Annotated in this window: 19 protein-coding genes and 3 pseudogenes; 10 read left to right on the top strand and 12 right to left on the bottom strand. The window is 66.1% G+C overall.

Going from position 1 to position 21,997, the window contains the following annotated elements:
* Positions 1-181: 181 nt before the first annotated feature.
* The 7 genes from ACFWBB_RS26060 to ACFWBB_RS26030 all read right to left on the bottom strand — a co-directional run bounded on the left by ACFWBB_RS26060 (position 182) and on the right by ACFWBB_RS26030 (position 5,548).
* Positions 182-1,465, bottom strand: a complete 1,284-nt coding sequence (locus ACFWBB_RS26060) for an acyl-CoA dehydrogenase family protein (RefSeq protein WP_385277125.1) — start codon at positions 1,463-1,465, stop codon at positions 182-184.
* A 78-nt stretch (positions 1,466-1,543) separates the two neighbouring features.
* Positions 1,544-2,155, bottom strand: a complete 612-nt coding sequence (locus ACFWBB_RS26055) for a GAF domain-containing protein (RefSeq protein WP_385277123.1) — start codon at positions 2,153-2,155, stop codon at positions 1,544-1,546.
* The gene (locus ACFWBB_RS26050) at positions 2,152-2,751 is read right to left on the bottom strand and encodes an ATP/GTP-binding protein (protein ID WP_385277121.1); all 600 of its coding nucleotides are present in this window, start codon (positions 2,749-2,751) and stop codon (positions 2,152-2,154) included. The genes ACFWBB_RS26055 and ACFWBB_RS26050 overlap by 4 nt, the downstream gene beginning before the upstream one ends.
* 4 nt (positions 2,752-2,755) lie before the next feature.
* A complete protein-coding gene (locus tag ACFWBB_RS26045; RefSeq protein WP_385277119.1) occupies positions 2,756-3,106 on the bottom strand; it encodes a DUF742 domain-containing protein in 351 nt (116 codons plus the stop codon).
* Positions 3,107-3,162: 56 nt separating this feature from the next.
* Positions 3,163-3,675, bottom strand: coding sequence for a roadblock/LC7 domain-containing protein (locus tag ACFWBB_RS26040; RefSeq protein ID WP_385277117.1), 513 nt, complete (start codon positions 3,673-3,675; stop codon positions 3,163-3,165).
* 26 nt (positions 3,676-3,701) lie between these two features.
* Positions 3,702-5,156, bottom strand: coding sequence for an ATP-binding protein (locus ACFWBB_RS26035; RefSeq protein ID WP_385277115.1), 1,455 nt, complete (start codon positions 5,154-5,156; stop codon positions 3,702-3,704).
* A 77-nt stretch (positions 5,157-5,233) separates the two neighbouring features.
* Positions 5,234-5,548, bottom strand: a complete 315-nt coding sequence (locus ACFWBB_RS26030) for a hypothetical protein (protein ID WP_385277113.1) — start codon at positions 5,546-5,548, stop codon at positions 5,234-5,236.
* A 432-nt stretch (positions 5,549-5,980) separates the two neighbouring features.
* Between ACFWBB_RS26030 and ACFWBB_RS26025 the strand changes: the two genes are divergently transcribed.
* Both ACFWBB_RS26025 and ACFWBB_RS26020 read left to right on the top strand, forming a co-directional pair.
* Entirely contained in the window at positions 5,981-7,453 is a 1,473-nt protein-coding gene (locus tag ACFWBB_RS26025; protein ID WP_385277111.1) for an XRE family transcriptional regulator, read from the top strand.
* A 35-nt stretch (positions 7,454-7,488) separates the two neighbouring features.
* Complete coding sequence (locus ACFWBB_RS26020; RefSeq protein WP_385277222.1) at positions 7,489-8,091, top strand: 2'-5' RNA ligase family protein; 603 nt, start codon at positions 7,489-7,491, stop codon at positions 8,089-8,091.
* 749 nt (positions 8,092-8,840) lie between these two features.
* Here ACFWBB_RS26020 and ACFWBB_RS26015 read toward each other — a convergent pair.
* Positions 8,841-9,200 carry a hypothetical protein gene (locus ACFWBB_RS26015; protein WP_385277109.1) on the bottom strand — a complete coding sequence of 120 codons (360 nt, stop codon included), beginning with the start codon at positions 9,198-9,200 and terminating at the stop codon, positions 8,841-8,843.
* A gap of 809 nt (positions 9,201-10,009) precedes the next feature.
* Positions 10,010-10,554, bottom strand: a pseudogene (locus ACFWBB_RS26010) (IS5 family transposase); the annotation flags it as partial.
* Positions 10,555-10,607: 53 nt separating this feature from the next.
* Between ACFWBB_RS26010 and ACFWBB_RS26005 the strand changes: the two are divergent.
* From ACFWBB_RS26005 to ACFWBB_RS25985, 5 genes and pseudogenes are all read left to right on the top strand, one after another.
* Positions 10,608-10,797 (top strand): annotated as a pseudogene (locus ACFWBB_RS26005) (xanthine dehydrogenase); the annotation flags it as partial.
* Positions 10,798-10,952: 155 nt separating this feature from the next.
* Complete coding sequence (locus ACFWBB_RS26000; RefSeq protein ID WP_385277107.1) at positions 10,953-11,876, top strand: serine/threonine protein kinase; 924 nt, start codon at positions 10,953-10,955, stop codon at positions 11,874-11,876.
* 47 nt (positions 11,877-11,923) lie between these two features.
* Positions 11,924-12,499: an ABC-three component system middle component 2 gene (locus tag ACFWBB_RS25995; protein ID WP_385277105.1), complete on the top strand. Its 576-nt coding sequence runs from the start codon at positions 11,924-11,926 to the stop codon at positions 12,497-12,499.
* A gap of 5 nt (positions 12,500-12,504) precedes the next feature.
* The gene (locus tag ACFWBB_RS25990) at positions 12,505-14,520 is read left to right on the top strand and encodes a DNA recombination protein RecN (RefSeq protein WP_385277103.1); all 2,016 of its coding nucleotides are present in this window, start codon (positions 12,505-12,507) and stop codon (positions 14,518-14,520) included.
* Between the two features lie 346 nt (positions 14,521-14,866).
* On the top strand, positions 14,867-15,295 hold the full coding sequence (locus ACFWBB_RS25985; RefSeq protein ID WP_385277101.1) for a DUF6233 domain-containing protein: 429 nt from the start codon (positions 14,867-14,869) through the stop codon (positions 15,293-15,295).
* A gap of 694 nt (positions 15,296-15,989) precedes the next feature.
* On the opposite strand, the gene ACFWBB_RS25980 is transcribed toward ACFWBB_RS25985, so the two are convergent.
* Positions 15,990-17,423, bottom strand: a complete 1,434-nt coding sequence (locus tag ACFWBB_RS25980) for a hypothetical protein (RefSeq protein WP_385277099.1) — start codon at positions 17,421-17,423, stop codon at positions 15,990-15,992.
* The gene (locus ACFWBB_RS25975) at positions 17,423-18,031 is read right to left on the bottom strand and encodes a hypothetical protein (protein WP_385277097.1); all 609 of its coding nucleotides are present in this window, start codon (positions 18,029-18,031) and stop codon (positions 17,423-17,425) included. Before ACFWBB_RS25975 ends, ACFWBB_RS25980 begins: the two co-directional genes overlap by 1 nt.
* 262 nt (positions 18,032-18,293) lie before the next feature.
* Between ACFWBB_RS25975 and ACFWBB_RS25970 the strand changes: the two are divergent.
* From ACFWBB_RS25970 to ACFWBB_RS25960, 3 genes and pseudogenes are all read left to right on the top strand, one after another.
* Positions 18,294-19,046, top strand: a pseudogene (locus ACFWBB_RS25970) (hypothetical protein); the annotation flags it as partial.
* 161 nt (positions 19,047-19,207) lie between these two features.
* Positions 19,208-19,699: a hypothetical protein gene (locus ACFWBB_RS25965; RefSeq protein ID WP_385277228.1), complete on the top strand. Its 492-nt coding sequence runs from the start codon at positions 19,208-19,210 to the stop codon at positions 19,697-19,699.
* Positions 19,700-19,810: 111 nt separating this feature from the next.
* Complete coding sequence (locus ACFWBB_RS25960; RefSeq protein ID WP_385277095.1) at positions 19,811-20,041, top strand: hypothetical protein; 231 nt, start codon at positions 19,811-19,813, stop codon at positions 20,039-20,041.
* 66 nt (positions 20,042-20,107) lie between these two features.
* On the opposite strand, the gene ACFWBB_RS25955 is transcribed toward ACFWBB_RS25960, so the two are convergent.
* Positions 20,108-20,602, bottom strand: coding sequence for an HNH endonuclease (locus tag ACFWBB_RS25955; protein WP_385277220.1), 495 nt, complete (start codon positions 20,600-20,602; stop codon positions 20,108-20,110).
* Positions 20,603-21,997: the final 1,395 nt, after the last annotated feature.

The raw sequence follows: 21,997 nt of genomic DNA, 5'->3' as shown, positions 1-21,997 counted from the left end.
GCCAGGAAAGAGGAAGGCGGGATGGTCAGGCTGCACCGTCGTCGTCCTTGATCGATCGTGAGAGGTGAGTGGCGTCCCGTGGGGACCCCGCGGCCGGGCCGGAAGGTTGGGGGAGACCGGCAGCGGGGCTCGGGCCCGCGCATGGCGATGCGGATTCACGGGGGCCGTGCGCGGGAGGTCTTCAGACGGCGGCCCTCGGGTCGAGCCGGGCGGGCCGTATGCGGTCGGCGAGGAGAACGGACCACGCGATGCGGCCGGTATCGTCGGTCTGCTCCGCCGAACGCCTGTGCTCTTGCAGAAGGCCTTCGGCGAGGCGGATCCGCTGGACTTCTCCGGTGCCGGCGGGCGCATAAGTGGTCTGCATGTCGCGCCATACCCGCTGAAGCGGATAGCTGTCGTCGAGGGCGTTCGCTGCGTGGAGTTCCATGGCGTCGGTGCCGGTGTCGGAGGCGAGTTCGTGGCCGATGCCCTTGGCCGTGATGAGCTCCATGTCGCACGGCAGGCCACGGTCGAGCATGTCGACGGCGTGGTAGGTGAGGATCCGGGCCATGATCTCCCGGGCGGACATCTGCCCAAGCCGGTCACGGACCACCCCGAGGTCGGCGAGCGTGCCCTTGGAGCGGGGCCGGGCGCTGACGTACTGCGCGGTGAGAGCGACGGCGCTCTCGTGCAGGCCGAGGCTGACCGCCGCCAGGTTGGGCCGCCCGTACAGGACGCTGCTGGACTGCGCGACAGCGAATCCCTGACCCTCCTCGCCCAGCACGTTCTCCGGCGGGATGCGCACGCGGTCGAAACTGATCAGACCGAATCCGAAGCCGTGCAGGCCGAGCTTGCTGATGTGGCGGTGGACGTGCACTCCTCGCTGGTCCGTGCGGACGAGGAACGCGGTGAGGGCCTGCGAGGTGCGGGTGCCGTGTGGGGCGGTGCGGGCGACGACGACGTGGAGGTCCGCGATGTGGCTGTTGCCTACATGGGCCTTGGTCCCGGATAGGACCCACGCTTTGCCGTCCCACTCGGCGCTGGCCTTCATACCTCCGATGTGGCCGCCCTGGTCCGGCTCGGTGACCGCGATCGACATCAGCATGCTCCCGTCGGCGACGCTGGGGAGCAGAGCGGTGCGCTGGTCGCTGGTGCCGAAATGGAGCAGGGCGGCGACCGGGATCAGACTGGCCTGGAGAATCGCGGCGGCCGCGCCGGATACCCGGGCAAGGCGGTGGATCAGGATCGTCTTGGCGACGTGCCCGGCCTGCATGCCGCCGAACGCTGCGGGAACGGTGACACCGAACCAGCGGCGGTTGGCCATGAGTCGGGCCAGCTTCCGGTCGACGCGGCTGGGCGCGCTCTCCATACGCTCCACCAGCGGAAGAACCTCCTCTTGGGCGAAGGCGTCGACGTCCGCCCACAGGGCCTGGTGGCTGGGGGTGAGAAACCTGTCGAGGGTGGCGGGCGTTATGGGCATGGGCATGGCGGTCCCTCTCCCTGATGGGCTCACATGACGGCTGCGGCCAGAACCGCGTGTGGGGGTTCCCGGGCACTCGGCGCGTCAGGGGACAGGCATCTTGATCTTGAGCTCGGCGGCGGCCGCACGGGTGCCGTCCTTGACGATGGCCTGAAGCCGCGCGGCATCGGCGAGAGTGCGCGGCTCGGGGTCGACGATGCAGACCGTGGCCAGCACGAGGCGGGTGGCCTCGTCGATGATGGGGGCGCCGAAGTAGCTCTGGATTCCGATGGCGTCGACGACGTGGTTGCCCTGGAAGCGCGGGGAGGCAGCGACGTTCGGCAGGGGCAGGCCGCGTCTGCGCTGGACGACCTCGGGGCAGTACCCGTGGGCGCGGCTCATCGTGCGGCCGACGATGGGGTAGCCGGCGTCGCGCGGCGGATTGCGCAGGCCGAGGAAGGCCTGTTCTTCGCCGAAGGCGTTCACCATGGCGTAGAGGAAGCCGGCGCGCTCGCCCATGTCGACGGCGATGTCGTCGAGCACCTCGGATCCCTCCAGGCGGATGCCCAGCTCGTTGAATCGCGACAGGCGGGTGGCCATCTCGGTGAGTTCTGTGGCCGGGTCGTCGGTAAAGACGTGAATCCGGCGCTGCACCGTGTGAAGGGACGGGATCGGGGCCGGTACGGAAGTGGCCTGGTGGGGCGGGGTGAGGGTCATGGTGCGTCCAGGAGTGCGGAGTCGGTGGTGGCGGTGTTCACTACGTGCTGGACCAGGGCGAGCAGGATTCCGGCGACGGAATCGGCCTTGCGGGCGTCGCAGAACATCAGCGGCACTCCGGCGTCGACGTCGAAGGCCTCGCGGATCTCGTTCAGGCTGCGCGGGGCGGCTCCGGGGAACCGGTTGATCGCGATGACGAAGGGCAGGCCGAGCTGTTCGAAGAAGTCGGCTGCGGGGAAGCTGCTGGCGAGTCTGCGGGTGTCGGCCAGGATGACGGCACCGAAGGCGCCCTGAGCGATGTTGTGCCAGAAGCTCCAGAACCGCGGCTGCCCGGGGGTGCCGAACAGGTACAGCTCGACAGGCTCGGGTTCGTCCCAGCCGACCCGGCCGAAGTCGAAGGCGACCGTGGTGGTCGTCTTGTCCTTGATGCCGTGCAGGCTGTCGACGCTCTCGCCCTGTGCGGTGAGGACTTCCTCGGTGCGCAGGGGAGGGATGTCGCTGATGGATCCGATGGCGGTGGTCTTGCCGACGCCGAATCCTCCGGCGACGACCAGTTTCAGGACGGCCCGCTCGGCGGGCTGCGGCGGCTGGGTCACGAAGTCACCCGGCCAGCGCGGCCGCATGGGGCCACTTGCGTCTGAGGCCGGCGCTGAAAGCCTGGAGCGTCTGGACGTCGGGACCCTCTCCGTCCGCCCGCTCCGGCGCGGGCACGGTCAGAGAGCCCGCGTCGATCAGGTCGGAGACCAGGACCGTCACCGAGGCGACGTGCAGGCCGATGGTGCCGGCCAGTTCGGCGAGCGGACGCCGCCGTTGCCGGCACAGCTCGATGATCTGGGCGCTCTCCTCGGCCAGCCCGGGGCGGGGCTTCCGGTTGCCGGGCCCCAGCACGGTGTGCAGGCTCAGTCTGTGCCGGGGGCGGGTGCGGCCGTCGGTGACGGCGTAAAGCCGCACGATCGAGGCCGTCTCATCCTCGGCCCCGGCCGGTAACGAGGCATGGCCTGGGCGGCTCATTCGGCACCGTCGCTCTGGCCGTCGTGGGCGCGGACGGGTGTGGTCATGAACGGTGCGAACCGCGTCACCAGTCGTCCCGTGGCGTAGGCGACCGTGCCGATGTTCGCGTCGGAGCGGGCCAGAACCACCAGCACCGTCGCAACGATGCCCCCGCTCTTGTTGAACGCCCGTCCGACGCCGGCGTCGGTGACCAGGAACAGCGCGTCGTCCCGCTCCACCAGGACCTGCTGGGGCGGCAGCTTTGCACGCATCGGCCCGGAGACCCCTCCGGCCAGGCCTGCCATTCCCGCGAACGCCGCGGCCAGCTCGTCGGCCCAGTCGGCGTCCATGTGCGAGCAGCGCACCTGCTGCATGCCGTCGCGCGAGAGCAGCAGCGCGTCCGTGACACCGGGAGTGTCGTCGACGAACTGTTCGAGCAGGCGAGTCATCTGTCCCTTCACCTCGTCGGGGGAGGTCGCGGGAAGGTCGGTTACCGCAGCGGCTGCTGCACCGTTCACGTCGTAGGCCATGGCTGCTCCATGCGAGGTAGTGGGGTTCAGGAGGCGCTGATCGGGGGTGTGCTGGAACCGGAATCCGCGCTCAGCCCGGCGTTGAGGCCCGTTCGCCAGTCGGCTACGACTCGGGGGTTCGCGGCCTGGGATGCCACCGCATGCTGGGCGGCGGTCGGCATGGGCCTGTCCACGCGCTTGCGCCGGGGCAGCGAGTCGACGCCGCCCCCGTTAGGGCGCACGAGTTGCTGGACCGCTCCCGTGTGTGTCAGCTGCGGGGCGGCGGGTGCCGACTCGGTCGAGATAGTGACAGTGCCGACCGTGGGAGTGGTCGGGACGAGGTAGCGGTCGGGGACGACCACATTGGCGGTGGTCCCGCCCATCGCGTTCAGCGTGAGCCAGACCCTCAGGCCGTGCCTCGCGGCGATCTTGGCGGTGGTGATCAGGCCGAGGTTTCCGTTGCGGACCTGGCCCGCGACGTCGGCCTGGTCCGGGTGCGTGAGGAGATGATTCAGCATGTCCCGCTGGGCGGGATCCATAAGGAGCGTTGCTCGGTCCTCGACCTCGATCAGCAGGCCGGCCGCCACCTTCTGCGCGCGCACAAAGACTTTGGTCGCCGGATCGGAGTGCTCCAGGCCGTTGTCGATCAGCTCGGCGAGCAGGTGCGCCACCTCGGGGTGCACATGGGCGGGCAGCGCGAAGGCGGAGCCGACGCCACCCGACGCAGTCAGGACGCGCGTGTACTTGACCACCTCGGACTTCGCGCCACGCAGCACCGTGGCGACCTGAACGGGTGCGCGCGTCTCACGCAGGGACTGGCCGCCGAGGACGACGGACACGCTTTCCACCATGCGGCGCAGCCGTGTTGCGAGGTGGTCAATCTTGAAACTCCGATCCAGGAGCACCGGATCTTCGGTCGCCTTCTGCAATCCGGTCAAGTGCTCCAGCATCTCGTCGATCAGACCGTGCTGGCGCCGCGTCAGGGTCCGGTGCATCTCCACCAGAACCGCCGCCTGGGACTCGTCGTGCACCCGCAGCAGGGCACCCGCGCCCTGAACCTTCAAGGAGCCGATCAGTTCGAAGACCTTCTCCAACGAGTCGTCACCAGCTCGCCCAGACTCCTGCGGGAGCGACGGCCGCCCTCCTCGGCAGAGCTGATCGGCCGTCCAGATCATGGTCTGCTCAGCAGCGCCGGCGGCTTCCGCGACCAGTTGCAGCTCCACGTCCCGCTTGAGCTGGAGCGAGGCTGCCACGGTCTGTATTCGGATGAAGCCGACCAATGCCGCGATCAGCACGCTGCCGCCAAGGGCCGTCGCGAGCTGGGTGATGCCGAGCCGGTACACCCAGGCGGCGAGAAGGGTCATGCCCCACAGCGCGACAATGCACAGCAACGGCGCGAGCAACACACCGCCGACCTCGTCGAGGAAACGGTTCGCGCTATGGCGGCGGTTTCGTCTACGGCGATGGGTGACCGGCCGGGAGGAAGGCACGCGGTCAGACATGGGGGTTCCTCAAGAGTCAGTTCCGACAGGGAGCAGAGGAGGGGAATGCGCCGATCAGGCGGTCCATCGTCGGCACATCAGGTGATGGGGAGAATGGCCTGCACGGTCTTGCCCACGGTCTCGCGGTCGACGCTCTTCACGTCCCACGACAGACGCCCCCTGTAGTGGGCCACCCACCACAGCCCCGTAGGCGTACCTCGGGCTTCGCCAGTCTGGTTCGCCACCTCGTCGAAGCCCGGGAAGTCCGGGTAGGCGTCGTCCACCTCGATCATCAGCTCGTGGGTCTCCGGGATCACCGCCATCCGCAGGGCGACGTGGGCAGGAGCGGAAATCTTGCCGTGCTTGACGGCGTTGTCCACCAGCTTGTCGGTAACCCGGGCCGCGATGTCCACGTTGCCGTGCCAGTGGCCAATTGTGAGCCAGGTCCGGGTCCGCAATCGGGCGTTGGGTCCAGCTGCCTCATTTGCCAGCAGTGACGTGCTCCAGTCGAACGCGGGCTTCTCCGGCCATCGCAGAGGAAGGAGGGTCTGAGCCTCATTCGCGCAGCGTCGCGAAGCGGACCTGCCCGCCTCATTCTGAAGTGTCGTCATGTGTGTCCTCGGGGTGCCGGTTTGCGGTGCCCCTACCGTTTCAATCAGGGCAGTTGGCGTCACGGGCACCGGTGACCAACTTTTCTGGACACCCACCGCCGCACCCACCAGGGAAAACCCGCCTTTCTGGACAGACAGTTGGTCTCCCCATCCCCATTCCTCCAGGCCAAGCCCAGCCGAACGATCGATGACGCAGCTACCGTGAGTCCCCGACACCGCATAGGGAGCACGCCCATGAACGCCCCCTCGAAGCCCGGTTCTAAGGCAGACCGGGATGCCCTCCGCCAAGACATGACTGCCGCCGGATGCACGCTCGCGGACATCGCCATCGAGCTGCGCTCCCGCTTTCGGATGCGCCCCAGGGAAGCGTGGCGCCACGCCCACGGCTGGACGCTTCAAGAGACAGCAGACCGGATCACCCAAGCCAGCACCTCACGCCCCGGCGAGTCTGTCGCCGCCGACGCCTCCCTTGTAGGCAAGTGGGAGAAGTGGCCGGGCCCCTCCTCACGTCGTCCCAGCCTCCCGGTCCTGTCTGCCATGGCGGAGGCCTTCGCGTGTGGCGTAGAGGATCTATTGGACTTGGAAGATCGACGGGCGCTACCCAAGTCGGATCTGCGTCTGCTCATCCACCGTCCGCCGACCGCCGGATCGTCGACCCCACCGATGTCCCTCGTCGCCGCGCAGGAGCCAACCGGAACCGATCTCGTGCGCCTAGCCGCCGACGAGTCTGCGACGTGGGCCCAGTGGGCAGAGGCCTCCAACGTCGGCGACATCGCACTTGAGCAACTGATGGCCGAGACACGCTCGCTCGCGTCGGACTACCTCACCTCAGATCCCGTCCCGCTCTTCGTACGGACCCGGGCACTTCGCGATCGCGTCTTCGCCCTCCTCGAAGGCCACCAGTACCCCCGTCAGTCAGCCGACCTGTACGCCGCGGCCGGCTACCTGTGCGGGCTCCTGGCGTGGATGTCCTCAGACTTGGGTCAGCTGCGCAATGCGGACACCCAGGGCCGGACGGCGTGGCTGTGCGCCGAGCTGGCGGGTCACAACGAACTGCGCGCCTGGGTGCTTTCGACGCGCTCGAAGGTGGCGTTCTGGGACGGACGCCATCGGGAGGCGATCAACTTCGCCCGGCACGGCGCCACATATAACACCACGGGCACCGTGGCAGTGCTCCTCGCCTGCCAAGAAGCCGACGCCTGGTCCGAACTGGGTGCCCAGGACGAGGCGCTGACGGCGCTCGCGCATGCCCAAGACGCGCGCGCCGCAATCAGCGGCGAAGACGAGATCGGCGGCATCTTCGCCTGCCAGCCCGCGCGTCAGGAGAACTACGCCGCAGCCGTCCAGCTGCGTGTGGGTCGCCCCGCTGATGCCTTGAGATCCGCAGACAACGCCCTCAGACTCCTGGCTGTACAGCCGGTCAGGGCGTACGGCACCGAGGCGCAGATCCACATCAGCCAGGCCGCAGCCCATCTGGCCAACGGTGAAGCAGAGGGCGCTCTCGAATCCCTTGCCCCTGTCCTCGCGCTTCCGCCAGACCACCGCCTCGAACCCGTCACCCGCCGCCTCAGCGAACTATGCGCGAGCGTTGGCCGCCCCTATGCCAGTGGCACCGCGACTGTCGGACTGCGGCAAGCCGTCGAAGAGTTCTGCAGGGACTCAGCTCCGCGACACCTTGCCCTCTCGCCAGGAGAGGGCTCTCCCTGATTTGATCGCAAGCTATGACGACTCAACCCGAGACCATGCGGAACCACTGGTGGTGGCGGCCCGGCTGGAGCGTGGGCCGCCGCTTCTACACCTGGCACCTCACGTTCGAAGGCCAGGACGACGTGCACCGGCTCGCTGCCGAGTACCGTTCCGCCCTCGCACATCTCGGAGACAATCTCACCCCAATCCCCGACCAGTGGCTGCACCTGACCATGCAGGGCATCGGCTTCGTGGGCGAGACCAAAGAGCAGGACGTCTACAGCATCGTGGACGCAGCCCAGACGCGGTTGGCCGCTGTTCCGGCCTTCGACGTCCAGATCGGACCGGAGGTGCGGGACCCCGAAGCGGTACTTCTGCACGTCCACCCCGACGGCCGTATCCGGGCCGTCAGAAACGCCATTCGGGAAGCTATCGGAGATGTTCTCAATGAGGTCCCGGAGAAGGCCGAGGGTTTCACTCCGCACGTCTCCGTGGCCTATAGCGCGGGAGACGGTCCTGCTGAGCCGATCGCGCGTGCGCTCGCCGACCTCAACCTCACGCCGGCGCATGCTCGCATCTCAGCCGCGGAACTCATCGTGATCCACCGAGACAACCAGATGTACGAGTGGGAGACCTTCGCGAAGGTGCCGCTCGGCTGATGGCTCTTCCCATACGGGGTCTTGCCGCTGTGAGCCGCAAGATCCCGCACCTCACTTGAGCACCCTCTGCGGTCCAGGGTGACTCGGTGAGCGTGGCAGAGGCCGTCTGCCACTTGCTGCGGGACGTCCTTGACGGCTGTGGGCGGGGATCGACGCGGTCAGCGCCAAGCAGGGCAAGCTCTTGAGGGCCGAGCCGATCGCCCAGCAGATGGTCGAGGACCGCGTCCGGGTGCGCGGCGCGTTGGTCGACCTGGAGAACGAGTGGGCGACATGGCAGCCCGACCGACCCCGAGAGCCCCGGCCGGATCGACGCCTCCTGTGTGCTGGTGGGTGTACGGCCTGATTCCCGAGGCGAACAAGGGCGCCATCGTCCACGCCCCGCTCCCGACGGCTCCGCGCCCGGGTAAGTTCAGCGGCCGGTCCGGGCTGGCTTCCGGTGCGGCGGCCCTTATGAGGCCACCGCGGTGGTGCTCTACACGCCGACGTCCGGTACGGCGGTCGAGTTCTGTGAGCCAAGCCCGTTCCCGCTCGTCGACGGCCCGGAGGTCCGCTTCCGGAGGCACCGCGTCGGCCACGTCACCGCTGTGCGGCAGGAACGCGACCGGGTGCTGTGGCGCGGCGTCCTGGACGGGCCGCCGCTGCGTGGATTGGAACGCGAACCCGACCCCGTTCAGCTGGACCAAGACCAGCCGAAGAGAATCGACGACTTACTTGCCCGCTTCTGCCAAGCGGATCTCTGGCGCAGGACACTAGGACAGAGGATTTGGTTGAACTCCGGGTGCCTGCTGAATTGTCACCGGGCCGACTGTATTGAGACCTGGAAGGTTACTGGGCACCTCCGTTGAATTCTCTATAGCTTCGGTGTAGACCTTCTCGCCTATACGGAGACAGGTAACGAAGGGTACCCGGAGCGCAAGGTCAGCGAGTTCAGCGACGTCCCAGTACACCTTGTACATCTGGCCCGTGCGCTCATCCTCAGCAACGGCGTATCCGGAGTTGAAACCCTTTATGAATTTAAGGGTCCGGTCACCTGTTGGGCCGAGGAGCTCGACTATCTTGGGGAGTTTGCTGAGCGAGGCGGTCCCGCACTTCACTATCTGCTCCTGCACCGGAGTGAGCGGGCGCGGCGGGACTCTTGTTTGAGCTGATGGGTGGCTGGTGGTTGGCGTCGTGAGATCGGGCGTTGGTTGTGTGCTGGTGGTGCCCGAGTTCTCTGATGGGGTGCTGGGGTGGTCGGCAGTGCCTGCACCCGTGGTGTCGGTGGTGCCCGAACCGTCAGAAGGGGTGCTGGGGTGGTCGGCAGTGCCTGCACCCGTGGTGTCGGTGGTGCCCGAACCGTCAGAAGGGGTGGTCGGACCTGTTGCGTCTGCGGGTGCCTGTGAGGCTGCTACGGCGGTAGTGGCTCCTGCGGAAATGAGGAGCGCGCCGCTAATGCAGGAAGCGCAAATAAGTCGGGGGATTCGCCCCCGGGCCCTGGCAGTCATGATGACTCCGTGTATACGTATCGCTTGCGGTGGGTGCGAATGCGCTTGGCCTCTTTAAGGCTCATCTGTTGAAAGGGGCACGACTCGGGCGCAGATTCCATCAGGACGCAAGCCCGAGGGCCCATATGGCTCATCCTTCTCCACCCTGTCCTCCACTGCAAATTTTCGACCGACATGTCGCATGGCTTGACGGCTAGGGCAGCGCCGAGTGTAGATCCCCTTTCATTCCTTCCCTGTGCCGTGTGCCTCACATGTACGTGATGCCGCACGGCCGCGCGCGTCGGGCGTACGGCGCAGGAGGGCATTCGCTGTACGAGGTCGGCGGGCAGTCGGCACACTGGTCAGCTGTGAGGTGGAGGAGACGGCGGTAGCGTGCGAGCTCGTCCAAGGCGATTGCGAGTGTCTGGGTGAGGTTGGTCGTGCCGGGGCGCCCGCTGCCCCGGCGTGACGACCAGGGACAGGGGGCGACACCGGCCGTCGGCGCTCAGGTGGAGTTTGCTGGTGAACCCGCCCCGCGAGCGGCCCAGTTCCTCACCTCCTGCACCACCTCCACCAGCCGGGCGAGCAGGCTCTGCCACGGCGTTTCGCCCTGATGTTCTGCCGTCTCGGCCCCCTTTGACGCAGGTGCCGGCGGCGGTTCGGTCCGCGCACCGGCCGCGTGCTGATGGGCACGCACGATGGTGGAGTCCACCGAGATGTCCCAGTCGATCTCGCCCGCGGCATCGGCAGCAGCCTGGACCTGTTGCAGCAGACGTTCCCACGTGCCGTCGGCCGACCACAGCCGGTGGCGTTCATACACGGTCTTCCACGGCCCGAAACGCTCGGGAAGATCCCGCCAGTGCACCCCGGTCCGCACCCGGTGCAGAATCCCGTCGATCACCTGCCGGTGATCCCGCCACCGGCCACAACGCCCATTACTCACCGGCAGGAACGGCCGCAGCCGTTCCCACTCGGCATCCGTCAGATCACTCCGCCCCATGCCCATAACAACGACTCAGGCACAGGGCAGTCACATGATCGCCCGGACAGCTCCTAGCCGCATTGCATTCCCTCATCGGTCTCGGCCGGAGCACGTACACCCGAGGAGACGGCCGTGTCCATCACCGCGGAGATCATCGCCCACGCCAACGGGGCGAGTGGACTGCCGCTGTCTCTGCACACCGGCCCCATTCACCGTGCCACTGCCGGGATACTGCCGACCGCAAGCACCTTGATCGAATGATTCCGTAACACGTACGCTGACGGCCGTTACTGTGTGTGGCGCAGGGCGAACAGCCCGCTGAACGCGGTTCGTTCGGCTTGCCTGCGGGATGCGGGGGTGCAGGGTTGGACAACTCCATGCCGGTGGCAGCTGGTGTTCCGCCCATCCATTTTGGAGTGCACGAACTGCGGACCGGAAGTGCGGACGGGGCACGGGCCGACTTCGAGAAGATGCTCGCGCAACTCGCCAGTGCGACCAATCCGAACGTCCGGATGATCGCCGCGAATCCGGGCGACTGGGGAATCGACGCTTTCGCCGGTGACCTCGGGGGCGCCATCACGGTCTGGCAGTCCAAGTACTTCATGCCGAAGACCACAACCAGCCAGTCGCAGCAGATTCGCGAGTCCCTCGCGAACGGGCTGAAAGCCGCAGCGGCCAACGGCCACACCATCACGCTCTGGATCCTGTGCATCCCCTCCAGCATGGACGGGCCGGCAGCCCAATGGTGGGACGGCTGGAAGAGGCGGCAGGAGAAGGCTCATGGCCTCGTCATCGAGCTGTGGGACGAGACCAAGCTCGTGAAAAAGCTGCTGAGCCCCGAAGGTGACCAGGTACGCCGCGCCTATTACGAACCCTTCACGGCGCCCGCCGTCCCCGCCCAGGAGCAGATGCGCCTCGTGCTGGACGTGGAGGAGGACAGGGCGGCGGCGCTCGACTCGGCTCTGTTCGTGCGCCAGATGACCGAGGCCGGCCACGTCGAACTGGACTCGGCGAAACGGCAGTTCTTCAACGCCGACCTGGTGGCGCGCGAAGTCGCGCACAAGGGCGTGCCGGCTGAGGTTGCTGCCCTGAGCTCTGCTGATGCCACCCTTCACGGGGTGTGGGAGATGCAGTTCAACGAGTGCTCGGCTGAGGGCACCCTCGCTGCTCTGCACGGCCGGGTATGGCGCGAGGTGCGCGGGGAGCACGACAAACTGCCCCAGGTGCTGCGTCTGGAGGTGACGCACAGCTGGGGTCTGGTCCACCGGCTGGTCGACAACCGTCGGGCAGGGTGGGTCACGCACTGGCGGCAGATCGCGAGCGGTCATGCCGACGACTGAGGGTTCGCATCCGTCCGTACCGCTCGACCACTGATGAGGAGCATGCCGTGCAACCAGACCGGCCGGTTGTGATGCCCGAGGACGAGGTACCTTTCCGGCTGGCTCAACTGCTGCTGCTCCTTGACGCCGTCGCCGCGCAGGACGCAAACGGAGCGACCCTGGAACGCATCGGGTACTACGACTTCCTGTCCGCGAACCCCTTCCTCGTGATTCCCTCCGAGGGCCGGGACGCGAGCCTCCTCCGGCTGGCCGGATTCGACCCGCAGGTCCTCGCCTACGCGTCCTCTTCACAGCGATTCACGAGCCGGCGAGAACGGATCCAGCACGACTTGGCGCTCCTGGTGGCGTATGGGTGCTGCCGGGTCCGAAATAGCAACGGCTCCCTCACCTACTCGATCACAGAGGTCGGTCAGCACCTCGGCGGGCAGTTCACCGCCACCTACGCCACCTCCTTTGCTACCGCCGCCGACATCGTCGTCCGCCAGCTCCGCAAACTCAGCGACAAAAGGCTGCGCGAGCAGACCGCACGGTGGCTCAGGCCGGACGGACCCGGCGGACCTGCGGCTGCCCTCATGAGCGTCCTGGGGCCAGGACCGTTGCTGGAAACGTCCTGGGAGGGATGATCACCATGGAGCCGCTTCCCGGCATCCGGATCCGCCGTCTACGCCTGGTCGGCATGGAGCGGTCCTACAACGTCGATTTCACCGCCGAACAGCGGGTACGGAACCTCTCCGTCATCGCCGGGGCGTTCAGCTCCGGCAAAACAGCCGTCCTGGAGTTCATCGCCTACGGGCTCGGCGCGAAACGGCACCCCCGCCACCAGGAGGTGCTGCGAAGGGTCCGTTCATGCCTCCTCGAGGTCGAGCTATCCGGCGAGCCGCACGTGATCGAGCGGTCGGTCGGAGAGCCTTCGAAGGTCGCCTTCGTACGCCTCGGAACCCTCGACAGCAGGCCCACCTCCAGGGCCGAGAGCAGGCCCATCGACCCGCCCGGGGCACCGGAGAGCCTGTCCTCCCTCCTCCTGAGTCACTGCAAGCTCGAGGGCGTCCAGCTACGCGAAGCGCCCACCAACAGCGAATCCCGCACGGACCCGCTCAGCTTCCGCGACTTGATGTGGCTCGCCTTCCTGCCCAACGAACGCGTCGCTGACAAGAACTTCCTGTTCGAGAACGACTACATGCGCAAGCACAAACTGCGGCAGGTCGTCGACGTCGCCTTCGGAGTCCACGACGACCGCGCCGTAGAACTCGGCCAGCGCATCCAGGAACTCGGCGGCCGGCTCAACCGCGCCAAAGCCGAACTCGCAGCAGCCCGTACCTTCGTCGTGGAGCAGGATCCCACCGCACTGGACGGTGAACCCACACCTGCCGTCCACGAACAGGAGCTGGCTGACATCACAAGCCAACTGGGGGAGTTGGACCGCCGCGCGCAGGCGGGAACGGAATTCGCAGCCCAGCTGCGTCACCAGCACAGAACGGCGGCCCAGACTTCTCACCGGGCGGCCGCGGTCCTGCGGGACTGCGAAACGCAGCTCCAACGCCTGATGCCTCTCCGGGCACAGTACGCGGACGATCTCCTCAAGCTCGGCATGCTCGGCGAGGCACAGCAGCTCTTCGACCCCCTGAGCGTCACCACCTGCCCCGCGTGCCTGAACCGGCTGTCGGCTCCCCCCGCCGCCGACCACGGACGCTGCAGCCTCTGTCGGCACGAACTGACAGCAGCGGAAGGGACGTTGGTCCTGGGCACTGCTGACACCAGCAGCCAGGCCGGGGACAGCCGGGTGGACGTCGCGGCCGAGACCCGGTCCACAAAGGCCCGCCTCAAGGAGATCACCACCTACATCGATGAGCTAGGCGCCTCGCTCACCGCACTCAAACTCCGGGCGGAAGAGGCGGCCGTCCGGGAAGAGGAAGCCGCCGCCGCGCTGGACGCCGCGACGTCGCCCTCCGTCTCACCGTTCCTCGCCGCCCGCGACGACCTGCACCGAAGGCGCGAACAGGTCCTGCGTCAACTCGAACAGGCCGAGAGCGCGGTCAAACTCCGCGAAGGACTCGCCAAAAGGGCCGACGCCGTGGAACGCCACGAAACCCAGATCACTCGTCTCCGCGAGGAACTTGCACGGCTTGGAGACGCCTCCCATGACCGCGATCGGGTCATCGCCAAGATCAGCAGCCGATACGGCGAGCTCCTGCGAGCCTGGCGCTATCCCAAGGTCAGTACGCCCTTCATCAAGACCGACCTCACCCCCTTCGTACGCGGTGAGCCGTACCAGGAAGCCTCCTCCGGCGCCCGCACCCTCCTGACCCTGGCCTGGCAGCTGGCCGTCTTCGAAATCGCCGTCGAAGCAGGGGCCGCACACCCGGGATTCCTCATGATCGACAGCCCTCAGAAAAACCTCGGCCACGGCGGCACCCTCGATGCCGTAATCGCGGACGCCGTCGCCATTGACGACTTCTACCACCACCTCTCCCTCTGGCTCGCAGACCGCGGCAGCCGAACACAGCTCATCGTCGCCGACAACAGCCCGCCACCGGTGGTGGAAGGCAGTGTGGTGGTGCGCTACAGCCGCGACGAGGACCGGCCGCCGTATGGGCTGATCGAGGACGAAACCAGTGCGGACGAAGAGGCAGAAGCCGACGCGTGAAAAACCCTCCCAGCCACGGTGCCCTTCATCGGTAGCAGGCTGATCCAGAAGACCGCAGCGTTGCGGATCGCTCACTCAGAAGTTGAGGCGCGGGTTCGGGTCTGGCGTCCGCCCGGCAGCCGCATGTCGGTAGGCATCAGTGGCTGCCGGGGCTCGGACGGGTGACGCAGACCATGGCGCGGTAGAGGGCGGCGGAGACGACAAGTGATGTCAGCTCCCGAATGACACCACTTGTTGACATCCAACCGAGTCGGCCCAGGTCAGCAGGCTCCACACGACTAACTTCGCTGTCAAAAGACAGCCCCGCCCGGGGACGGCGGGCCCTTACCCACCTAGAATCAAATATGTGTTCGATGACCTGCCGGAGAATCTGCCCCGCCTGGAGACGCTGCGGGTGTGGCACACCCTGTGGCTGACCCGCATCGATGCGAAGATCGCCGCCGTGCAGCAGCGGCAGGCAGAAACTGAGCACCGCCGACGCCGCCGCCCCGAGCCGCCGGATTGGACGGTCGAGCTCGGTATCGGAGCCGGACGGCCGCCCGTCCAGGTTCACGCCGGTGACTGCCACATGGCGGGCAAACGGTGCCGCCCGGTCGGCCGCGACGAAGCACGCCGCCTCCTCGCCGACGGCCTGCGGTCCTGCACCCACTGCCGCCCCGACACCCAGCTGGACATCGACTTACCCTGCGGCACCACCCCGGCCCCCAGTCCCCTGCCGCAAGGACATCAACACGATGAGTACTCCACCGCCCCCGCCGCCGCTCGCAGACCCTGACCCGTCCGCATTCGTCTGCCTGGGCAGCCAGGTCGGACCCTGCGCCGTCTGCCAGCGCAAGACGCACAGGTACGGCCACGGCGGCAGCCCGCTCTGCCAATGGTGCATGGCACCCGTCCTGGAGGGCTGGGGGCCGACCACCCGATTCACCAACACCCGCATCTGAAGGTCAGCATGCCTGGCGCCGCATACCGGGCCGTCCCGGAGTACACCCGAACGCCACGGCCGCCCGGTGGAAGAGATCTCCGGTGACCCCAGCCCATGCTGACCGCCCCGACCGCCGACCCCGCGGTGCGAGAGCGGTGTGCATCGTCAGCGCCGGCCTGCATCCCGCCCCTGACTCTCTTGACGAGTAATGACGCAAAGTCGCGTTAATGGCTCTCGTGAGTCCCGAGGTCGTCGTGGAGGTCTCCGGAGACATCGCCCGAGACAGCGCCGACGGCTTCCGCCCTCCGGTACGACTGCGGCGCATCGGGCACAACATCGGCGTCCAGGGGTGCCGCTGCTCGGAGCGGCCGCCTGTCGGCAAACGCATCACAGCCCGCATCACCCTGCTTGACAGCCGACGCGCCCACCAGACTGAGCCCCCTGCTGCTGCGATGCGGCAGAAGGCCAAATACGTTGAGTCACCTGGGGCGCATCGGCGGCGGAATGACCGATGCGACGTCCCAGTCATTCCGGCCGGTGAGTTCCCCTACTCCACGGCGTCGTCGTCGGCCTCGATCTCCCTGCGCAGCCTCACTGGGGTGTCTGGGAGGCTTTCCATGAGGCGAAGGATTTCGCCGTATTCACTGCGTCGAAGTGTCCTCAGCAGCGGAATGGCGCCCTGCATGAACTCCGACAGGTAGATCTTGGCCACCGTGCGGCCCGTGGCAGCCCTCTTCGTTAGGTCACACTTGATGTGCCTCGTTCCGCCGAGGGAGATGACCGCTGCGCGCACCGAGGACCTTTGCCCAAGGGCGCCCCGGAGGTCATCAAGGATCACCTCGGTACCTAGACTGAGCGGTGGTGCGGTGTACTCAATCTGGCCTCCGGCAGCTGACTCGATTGTAAGCTCGCTGATGACCACTTCGGCTTCGGCAGCTCTGTCGAGCAGTTCAGGTAGCCCAACTGAACCGTCTTCGATCTCTTCCATGAAGTCCATGGAAGAGATCGGGCCGACCGAAAACAGGGCGCGATATCGGTCAGTCGTATACCCGAGGACACCCCCGTGGGTGAACCACCTGGGCTCGGCTCCGTATCCGCTCTTCGTAAGCGCATCGGATACACGGCAGCTCTTCGCCTTGAACCGGTCCAGGTTGGCGCTGACGAGTCGTTGAAGGTTGACGGAGCTGGCTGGCATTTCGATCTCGCACAGCTGAGCCAGAGACACGCCGGATCCAATGCGCTGCCAGAACTCCTCGTCCTCAGCAACGGCGATTTCAAGCAGCAGCTTCAAACCTTGTGCGTCAAGGTCCGGCCGGACGTCGGTTGCGCCTGGGAAACTCGCCGGGGACGCCCCAGAACCCAGCCAGACAGCGTGAAGGAGCCGGGTGAACTGGTCGGCGTGGGACGGGTCGAGCAGGGACTCTGCGGCTTCCACAGCCCCCCGCGTCTGATCGACTTCGGCCCGCTGCGCACCATCGAACCCCAAGCCGACAGCGTCACTCGTAGATCGTGCCCTCGTCTGGTCGACCAGCCCTTTGCCGCCCTGCAGTACAGCGCGTGAGAGCAGTCGCAGCACAGGGCGATCTTGCCGGTCAGCCGAGAACGTCTGAAGGCTGTCCGGATCGGCGACCAGGGTCCTGGCGTTGGCCGACTCGCGGCCCAGTTCCTCGGTGTGACCCTGGTCTCGCAACGGAGCGAGCGGCATCAAGATGGGCTGACGCGCCGAAATTACCGCGATGTCCTCTCTGAGGTACTGCGGATTAGTGTTTGTTCTGAGGAACACCTGACGTTCTTCTTTGCTCCCAGTCCACCGAAGTACAAGGTCAGGCGCGTAGGTGTGGTTGAAGTACTCGGTCGACTCGACCCTCACCGCCTCGTCAGATGAGCGGAAGTTTGCGATCACCGCACTCTTAATCGACTCCACATTTCGGGCCGGATCGTCCCCCATGAGATTGGAGATGGCGACAGAGTATTCACTCATCAAATTTCCCCCTTCTCGGCTTGGTGGGCGAGAATTAGCCCGCGGTGCTGTGGCGTGATTACGAGCTTCTCTTGCTTTTCGTGCAATACAATCAACCAGAGGCGTTCTGCGACATCGACCACGACACTCTGGTCGATCTCGGAAAGCGCCTCCTCTCTATCCTGCGTGCCAAAAATCCGCTCAATATTGCGCGGCTGAAGTAGCCCCTCAATCACCGTCTCCGGGCTGCAAAGTGAAGTCCATTTTGTAACGCGGAAAGGATGCCAAGTAATCCACATGAAGTGATCTGCCAAACGGTGGTGATCTCGGCGCGTGAGATAGCACTTGGCTACCCAGTCGTCGTAGTGGGTTCCCTGATCGCCGGCGTCATCATAGTTTTTACACTCACCAACGAAGAAGTGCCCGTCGAATTCCCCGCCGCTGAGAATGCCGCCTACATCGAACGAGTAGGGTCGTTTCTCTCCATGAGGCCAGTTGAACTCCAGCCTTGAAGCCATCACAGAGTCTTCGTTGGTCCAGGAGCTGCGCACCCTCGTGGTCGAGTCGAGCCACCGTTTCGCTCGTCTTGCACCATCCGCCCCCTTGATGTGCATCGCTTCCCCTGTCATGCCGCGATGGTAGCGGCACACACCGTCACTTGTAGCCGCACGAGCAGGACGAGGATGGCCGGCGTGAGGACAACCCTCCAAGCGTTGCGGTCCGTGGCCGACCGGCCGCATTCGACCTTCACGGTGGCGGTAACGCGGTTGCGGTGAGCCATCCGCGGCCCGCCACGCGCTTCGCATGCCACATCGCCCGGCGCTGACCTGAGCTAGTCCTCTATCTACAGGTGCCCTGCCAAATTCCGTCGGTCTCTGCGAGCATCTGCCAATGGTCGACAGTAGGGACCCTTCGGCGCTGCGCACACTGGTCGGCAACCTTGTCGCGGGTCTGGGCAGCCTGACACACAAGGAGCTGAACCCAGCCTTCGAGCAGCTGGGCATGCCGCCCGTCCCTGATGACGGCACGAGCAAACGCGACCGGATCGAGTTAAGCCTCAGCCAGGTACCGGACGACGGACTACGGCGGGTCACGCAACATATCTTGGAGCACAGCCACCTCCACGTGAGTCCATCGCTCCGCTACCAACTCGAGGACCTGTTGTGGGCAGAGGACGCCCCCGAGATACCCAAGAAGGCCCGACGTGAACTGGCGCGCGCGCTCGTCCTGTGGGAGCTGTCCCAGCACCACGACCGCTTCATGCGGCTACTTGAGCAATTCTGGTTAGCCACGGATTCGGGTCCCTCCTACGAGGAGCTGGAGGGCTTGCTACTGAACGGGATGCGTCAGGTCACGCTGAGAGACCTCATCGAGCGGCACGTCTTCCGTAATTCCGGGGACTGGTCAACGGAGGACCTTTTCGAGGAACTTGGCGCGTTCGAGGCGGGCAACGCCAGGTTCACCCGCTTCCTGGAGGGCCTGGTCTCAGCGGACGTCCTCCTTGACGAAAACCTCCAGGCGAAGACCGTCGGCACGATCAACCTTCATCTCCGATGTGCTGGGGTCGAGTTAAGAGTGACCGGCAACGATGGTGGTTATCCCCTGTACACAGCGATCTCGACGCGCCTGCCCGGAAATCGACGGCCGAAGAACATCATCTTTGCGTCTCTGGGAAAACCGGACATTCGTTTCCGCTCCTCGGTGGACAACGACATCGAGATTGTCGGAGGGCGCCCGGACAACGCCCTCGTCTATGACCGGGAGATCCCCACCGAGGGCCTACGCTGGCGTGATCTCCACATCTGGTGGCAGGACACCCTAACTTCAGCAGTGCCATCGACGCCCGGAAGGATCTCTACCAGCGACTCCTCAAGAGCCTGCCGAAAAACTCGAACGGCCAGAAGAATCTCTTCACTGCCTACCACGAGGTATTCGCGCCCTCGGTCGAAGTTCCGGCGCTCCTGCCCGAAGTGTGGCTCCACTGGGACCACAAGACCGTTGAAGAGCGCGGCCCTGAGGCGTTGCTGCGCTCCCGCATGGATTTCCTCCTGCTACTGCCCCACGGCCTGCGCATCGTCCTAGAGGTCGACGGAATACAGCACTACACCCGCGATCATGGCCACACGCCGGACACTGCCAAGTACGCCGAGATGGTCGCAGCAGACCGGGACCTGAAGCTCCGGGGGTACGAGGTGTTCCGCTTCGGCCACGACGAGCTCAGGCAAATAGATAGCGCCCGCGCGCTTCTGAAAGGGTTCCTCCCGGACATGCTCCGTCGCTTCAAGGTGACCATCTGACGCCGCTGTGACGCTGGCCCGGCGCGGCTGCGGTTATCCACAGGCCGTCACCCAATTCGCAGTCGCGCCGTACGTTGCTGCCCTGGGTGGATCACGAGCACGGGGGTGTGCATGACGTACGAGGTGGACTTGGCGGTTCGGGCCGAGGACGTACTGAACGAGTTGCCCGAACACGGCCACCAAGAGGTCATGGAGGTGATCGCCGCGGTTCTGGTACGGCCCGGGTCATGGCCTCCGCTCGGTGGCTGGGATGGGGCTGTGGTCTTTGGGCCACGGTCGTGGGTGGCGTTCACCGCGTACCTTGACGGAATCGAGGTCTACGACATGGGCTGGGCAGGTTGACGCCCTCTGTGTCAGGGCGGCGGCGCTCCCAGCCCCAGACAGCCCCGTACCTGACAGCCTTGGCCCTCAGTCTGCTGGCAATAGGCCCCTCTGCTTCATCCAGCGGACCAGTTCCTCGTCCACGCTCGGATACCCCCTCTCCTTCGCGTCGGCGATCCGCTGTTCGGCCTGCTTCCGCGCCCTCGGCACGCCATACGACGCAGAGGGGTAGCCGTACAGTCGATAGCGGGTCTCGAACCAATCGCGGCGTTTCGGATCGGCGATCTCGGCGGCCGCCGTGTCCAGGTCGTCGAGCAGCGCCAGGACCTCTTCGTGGACCGAGAGGTACATCTCTCGGAGGCTCATGCTGCTGTCGCCGAGGCCACCCCCTCCTTGCGGGGTGCCGTTGCCGCACCAGCGGATCGTCAGGTCCATCCCGATGAACCAGGTGGGAGGAGTCTTGTCCCTCTTCCTCCGGTTGCAGTCGTGGCAGACCGGCACGAGGTTCGTCAGGTCATCCGCGCCACCGTCAGCGAACGGGATCACGTGGTCCATGGTCTGCGAGGTGCCGGCGCAGTACATGCACTCGCCGTTGTTAGCCGTGAGCACTGCGAGCCATTCCCAAACCATGAACCGCCGACGGCGCCTCATCCTGACGTCGTGGGGACCGCCACGTCGACGTCCATGCATCCGGCGACCCAGGATTCGACGAGGTCCAGGCCGTACTTCTCATCGAGGAGCTGCCGGTCCCACTCGGCCCGACACTCCGCCTCAGCCGGTACAGCTTCTACCGGGGACGTACCACCGCGAGCCAGAGCCGTGTCTCGTAGCAACTGCCCCGCTGTGGTCCCGGCATTGCGGATTTTCATCCACTCATCGACACGCTGTTGCGCCTCGGCCTTGATGCGGTCGCTACGCTCCTGGGCCGACTCATCCGAGCCGCAGCCCGCCATTCCTCCGACAAGAGCCGCAACCAGTACGAGGGTTGCAGCCCATCTCCCTTGTCTCCCCATGATCGCGGACAGTACAAGGGGGCCTCCGTTGTCCACAAGGCGTCATGTGTCCACAGAAAATGAGGAGTTGGAAGCACCGAGGAGAATCCTTGTATATCGTCGCGACTACGTGTTGCCCGGCCTTCCAGTGGTCCCACGTCGCAGCTAGCGACGGCGGCCATAGGGAGGCTGGATGGCACAGCACCGGAAGAGTCGCGCAAGGTCGAAGTCCCGACCGAAGCGAAAGCACCGCGCGAACTCTGCGGCGCAGAAGGGTGGATGGCCCGACCTAGTGAAGGTCGGGGCCATCCTCGTCCAGCTGGGAATCGTGATCTACGACCACCATTCCTAGCCGGACACACGGCGTCGGTCGCCTTGACCCTGGAAAGTGAGGGTGACCGGCGCTCTCTTGCATCAAGCGACTGATCACGCCCGCAGAACTCCGCGAACGCTCAGAGCCAGCCACCGAAGCCCCAGAGCGTCGATGGCCCCGGTCCGCTCGTGAAGACTGCGGGACGCGACCAGCTGGCTTAGGACCCCACCCTAGAGCACCTAAGGATGCGCTGGCGTCTCTTTCCGACTCTTATAACTTGACGTCGTTCAGCAATGTGCGTAAACCACGGCTCGCACGCGCTAACCAGGTCGACCTCTAACCCCCTAACCCCCTATTTGGGCCGTTAGTAAGGTGGGGGTCTCTAAAATCCGCGCGGACCCGGTGCGCTCCGCGGATACTCTGCGGATTGGTTTCTTGACGCCGGGAGGCTGGTCTAGGCTGCCGCCGTCGCTGGCAACCGAGGTCGGCAGGCAAGGAGAGGCAGACGATGCCGCAAGCGGGACACGCGCCCGGCCCGGCGGGCGCGCCGGGCCGCCGGACGCTCAGTGCGGTGGAAGAAGCGGCCCGGATGGACGCGGTGCGCCGCTACGACATCCTCGACACCCCGCCGGACGGCGCGTTCGACCGCGTCGCGGCGATGGCGGCCCGGCT

The organism is Streptomyces sp. NPDC060000 (assembly GCF_042737375.1).
Lineage (GTDB): Bacteria > Actinomycetota > Actinomycetes > Streptomycetales > Streptomycetaceae > Streptomyces.
The sequence above is the reverse complement of the archived record's forward strand: the minus strand, read 5'-3'. Positions and strand labels throughout refer to the sequence as shown.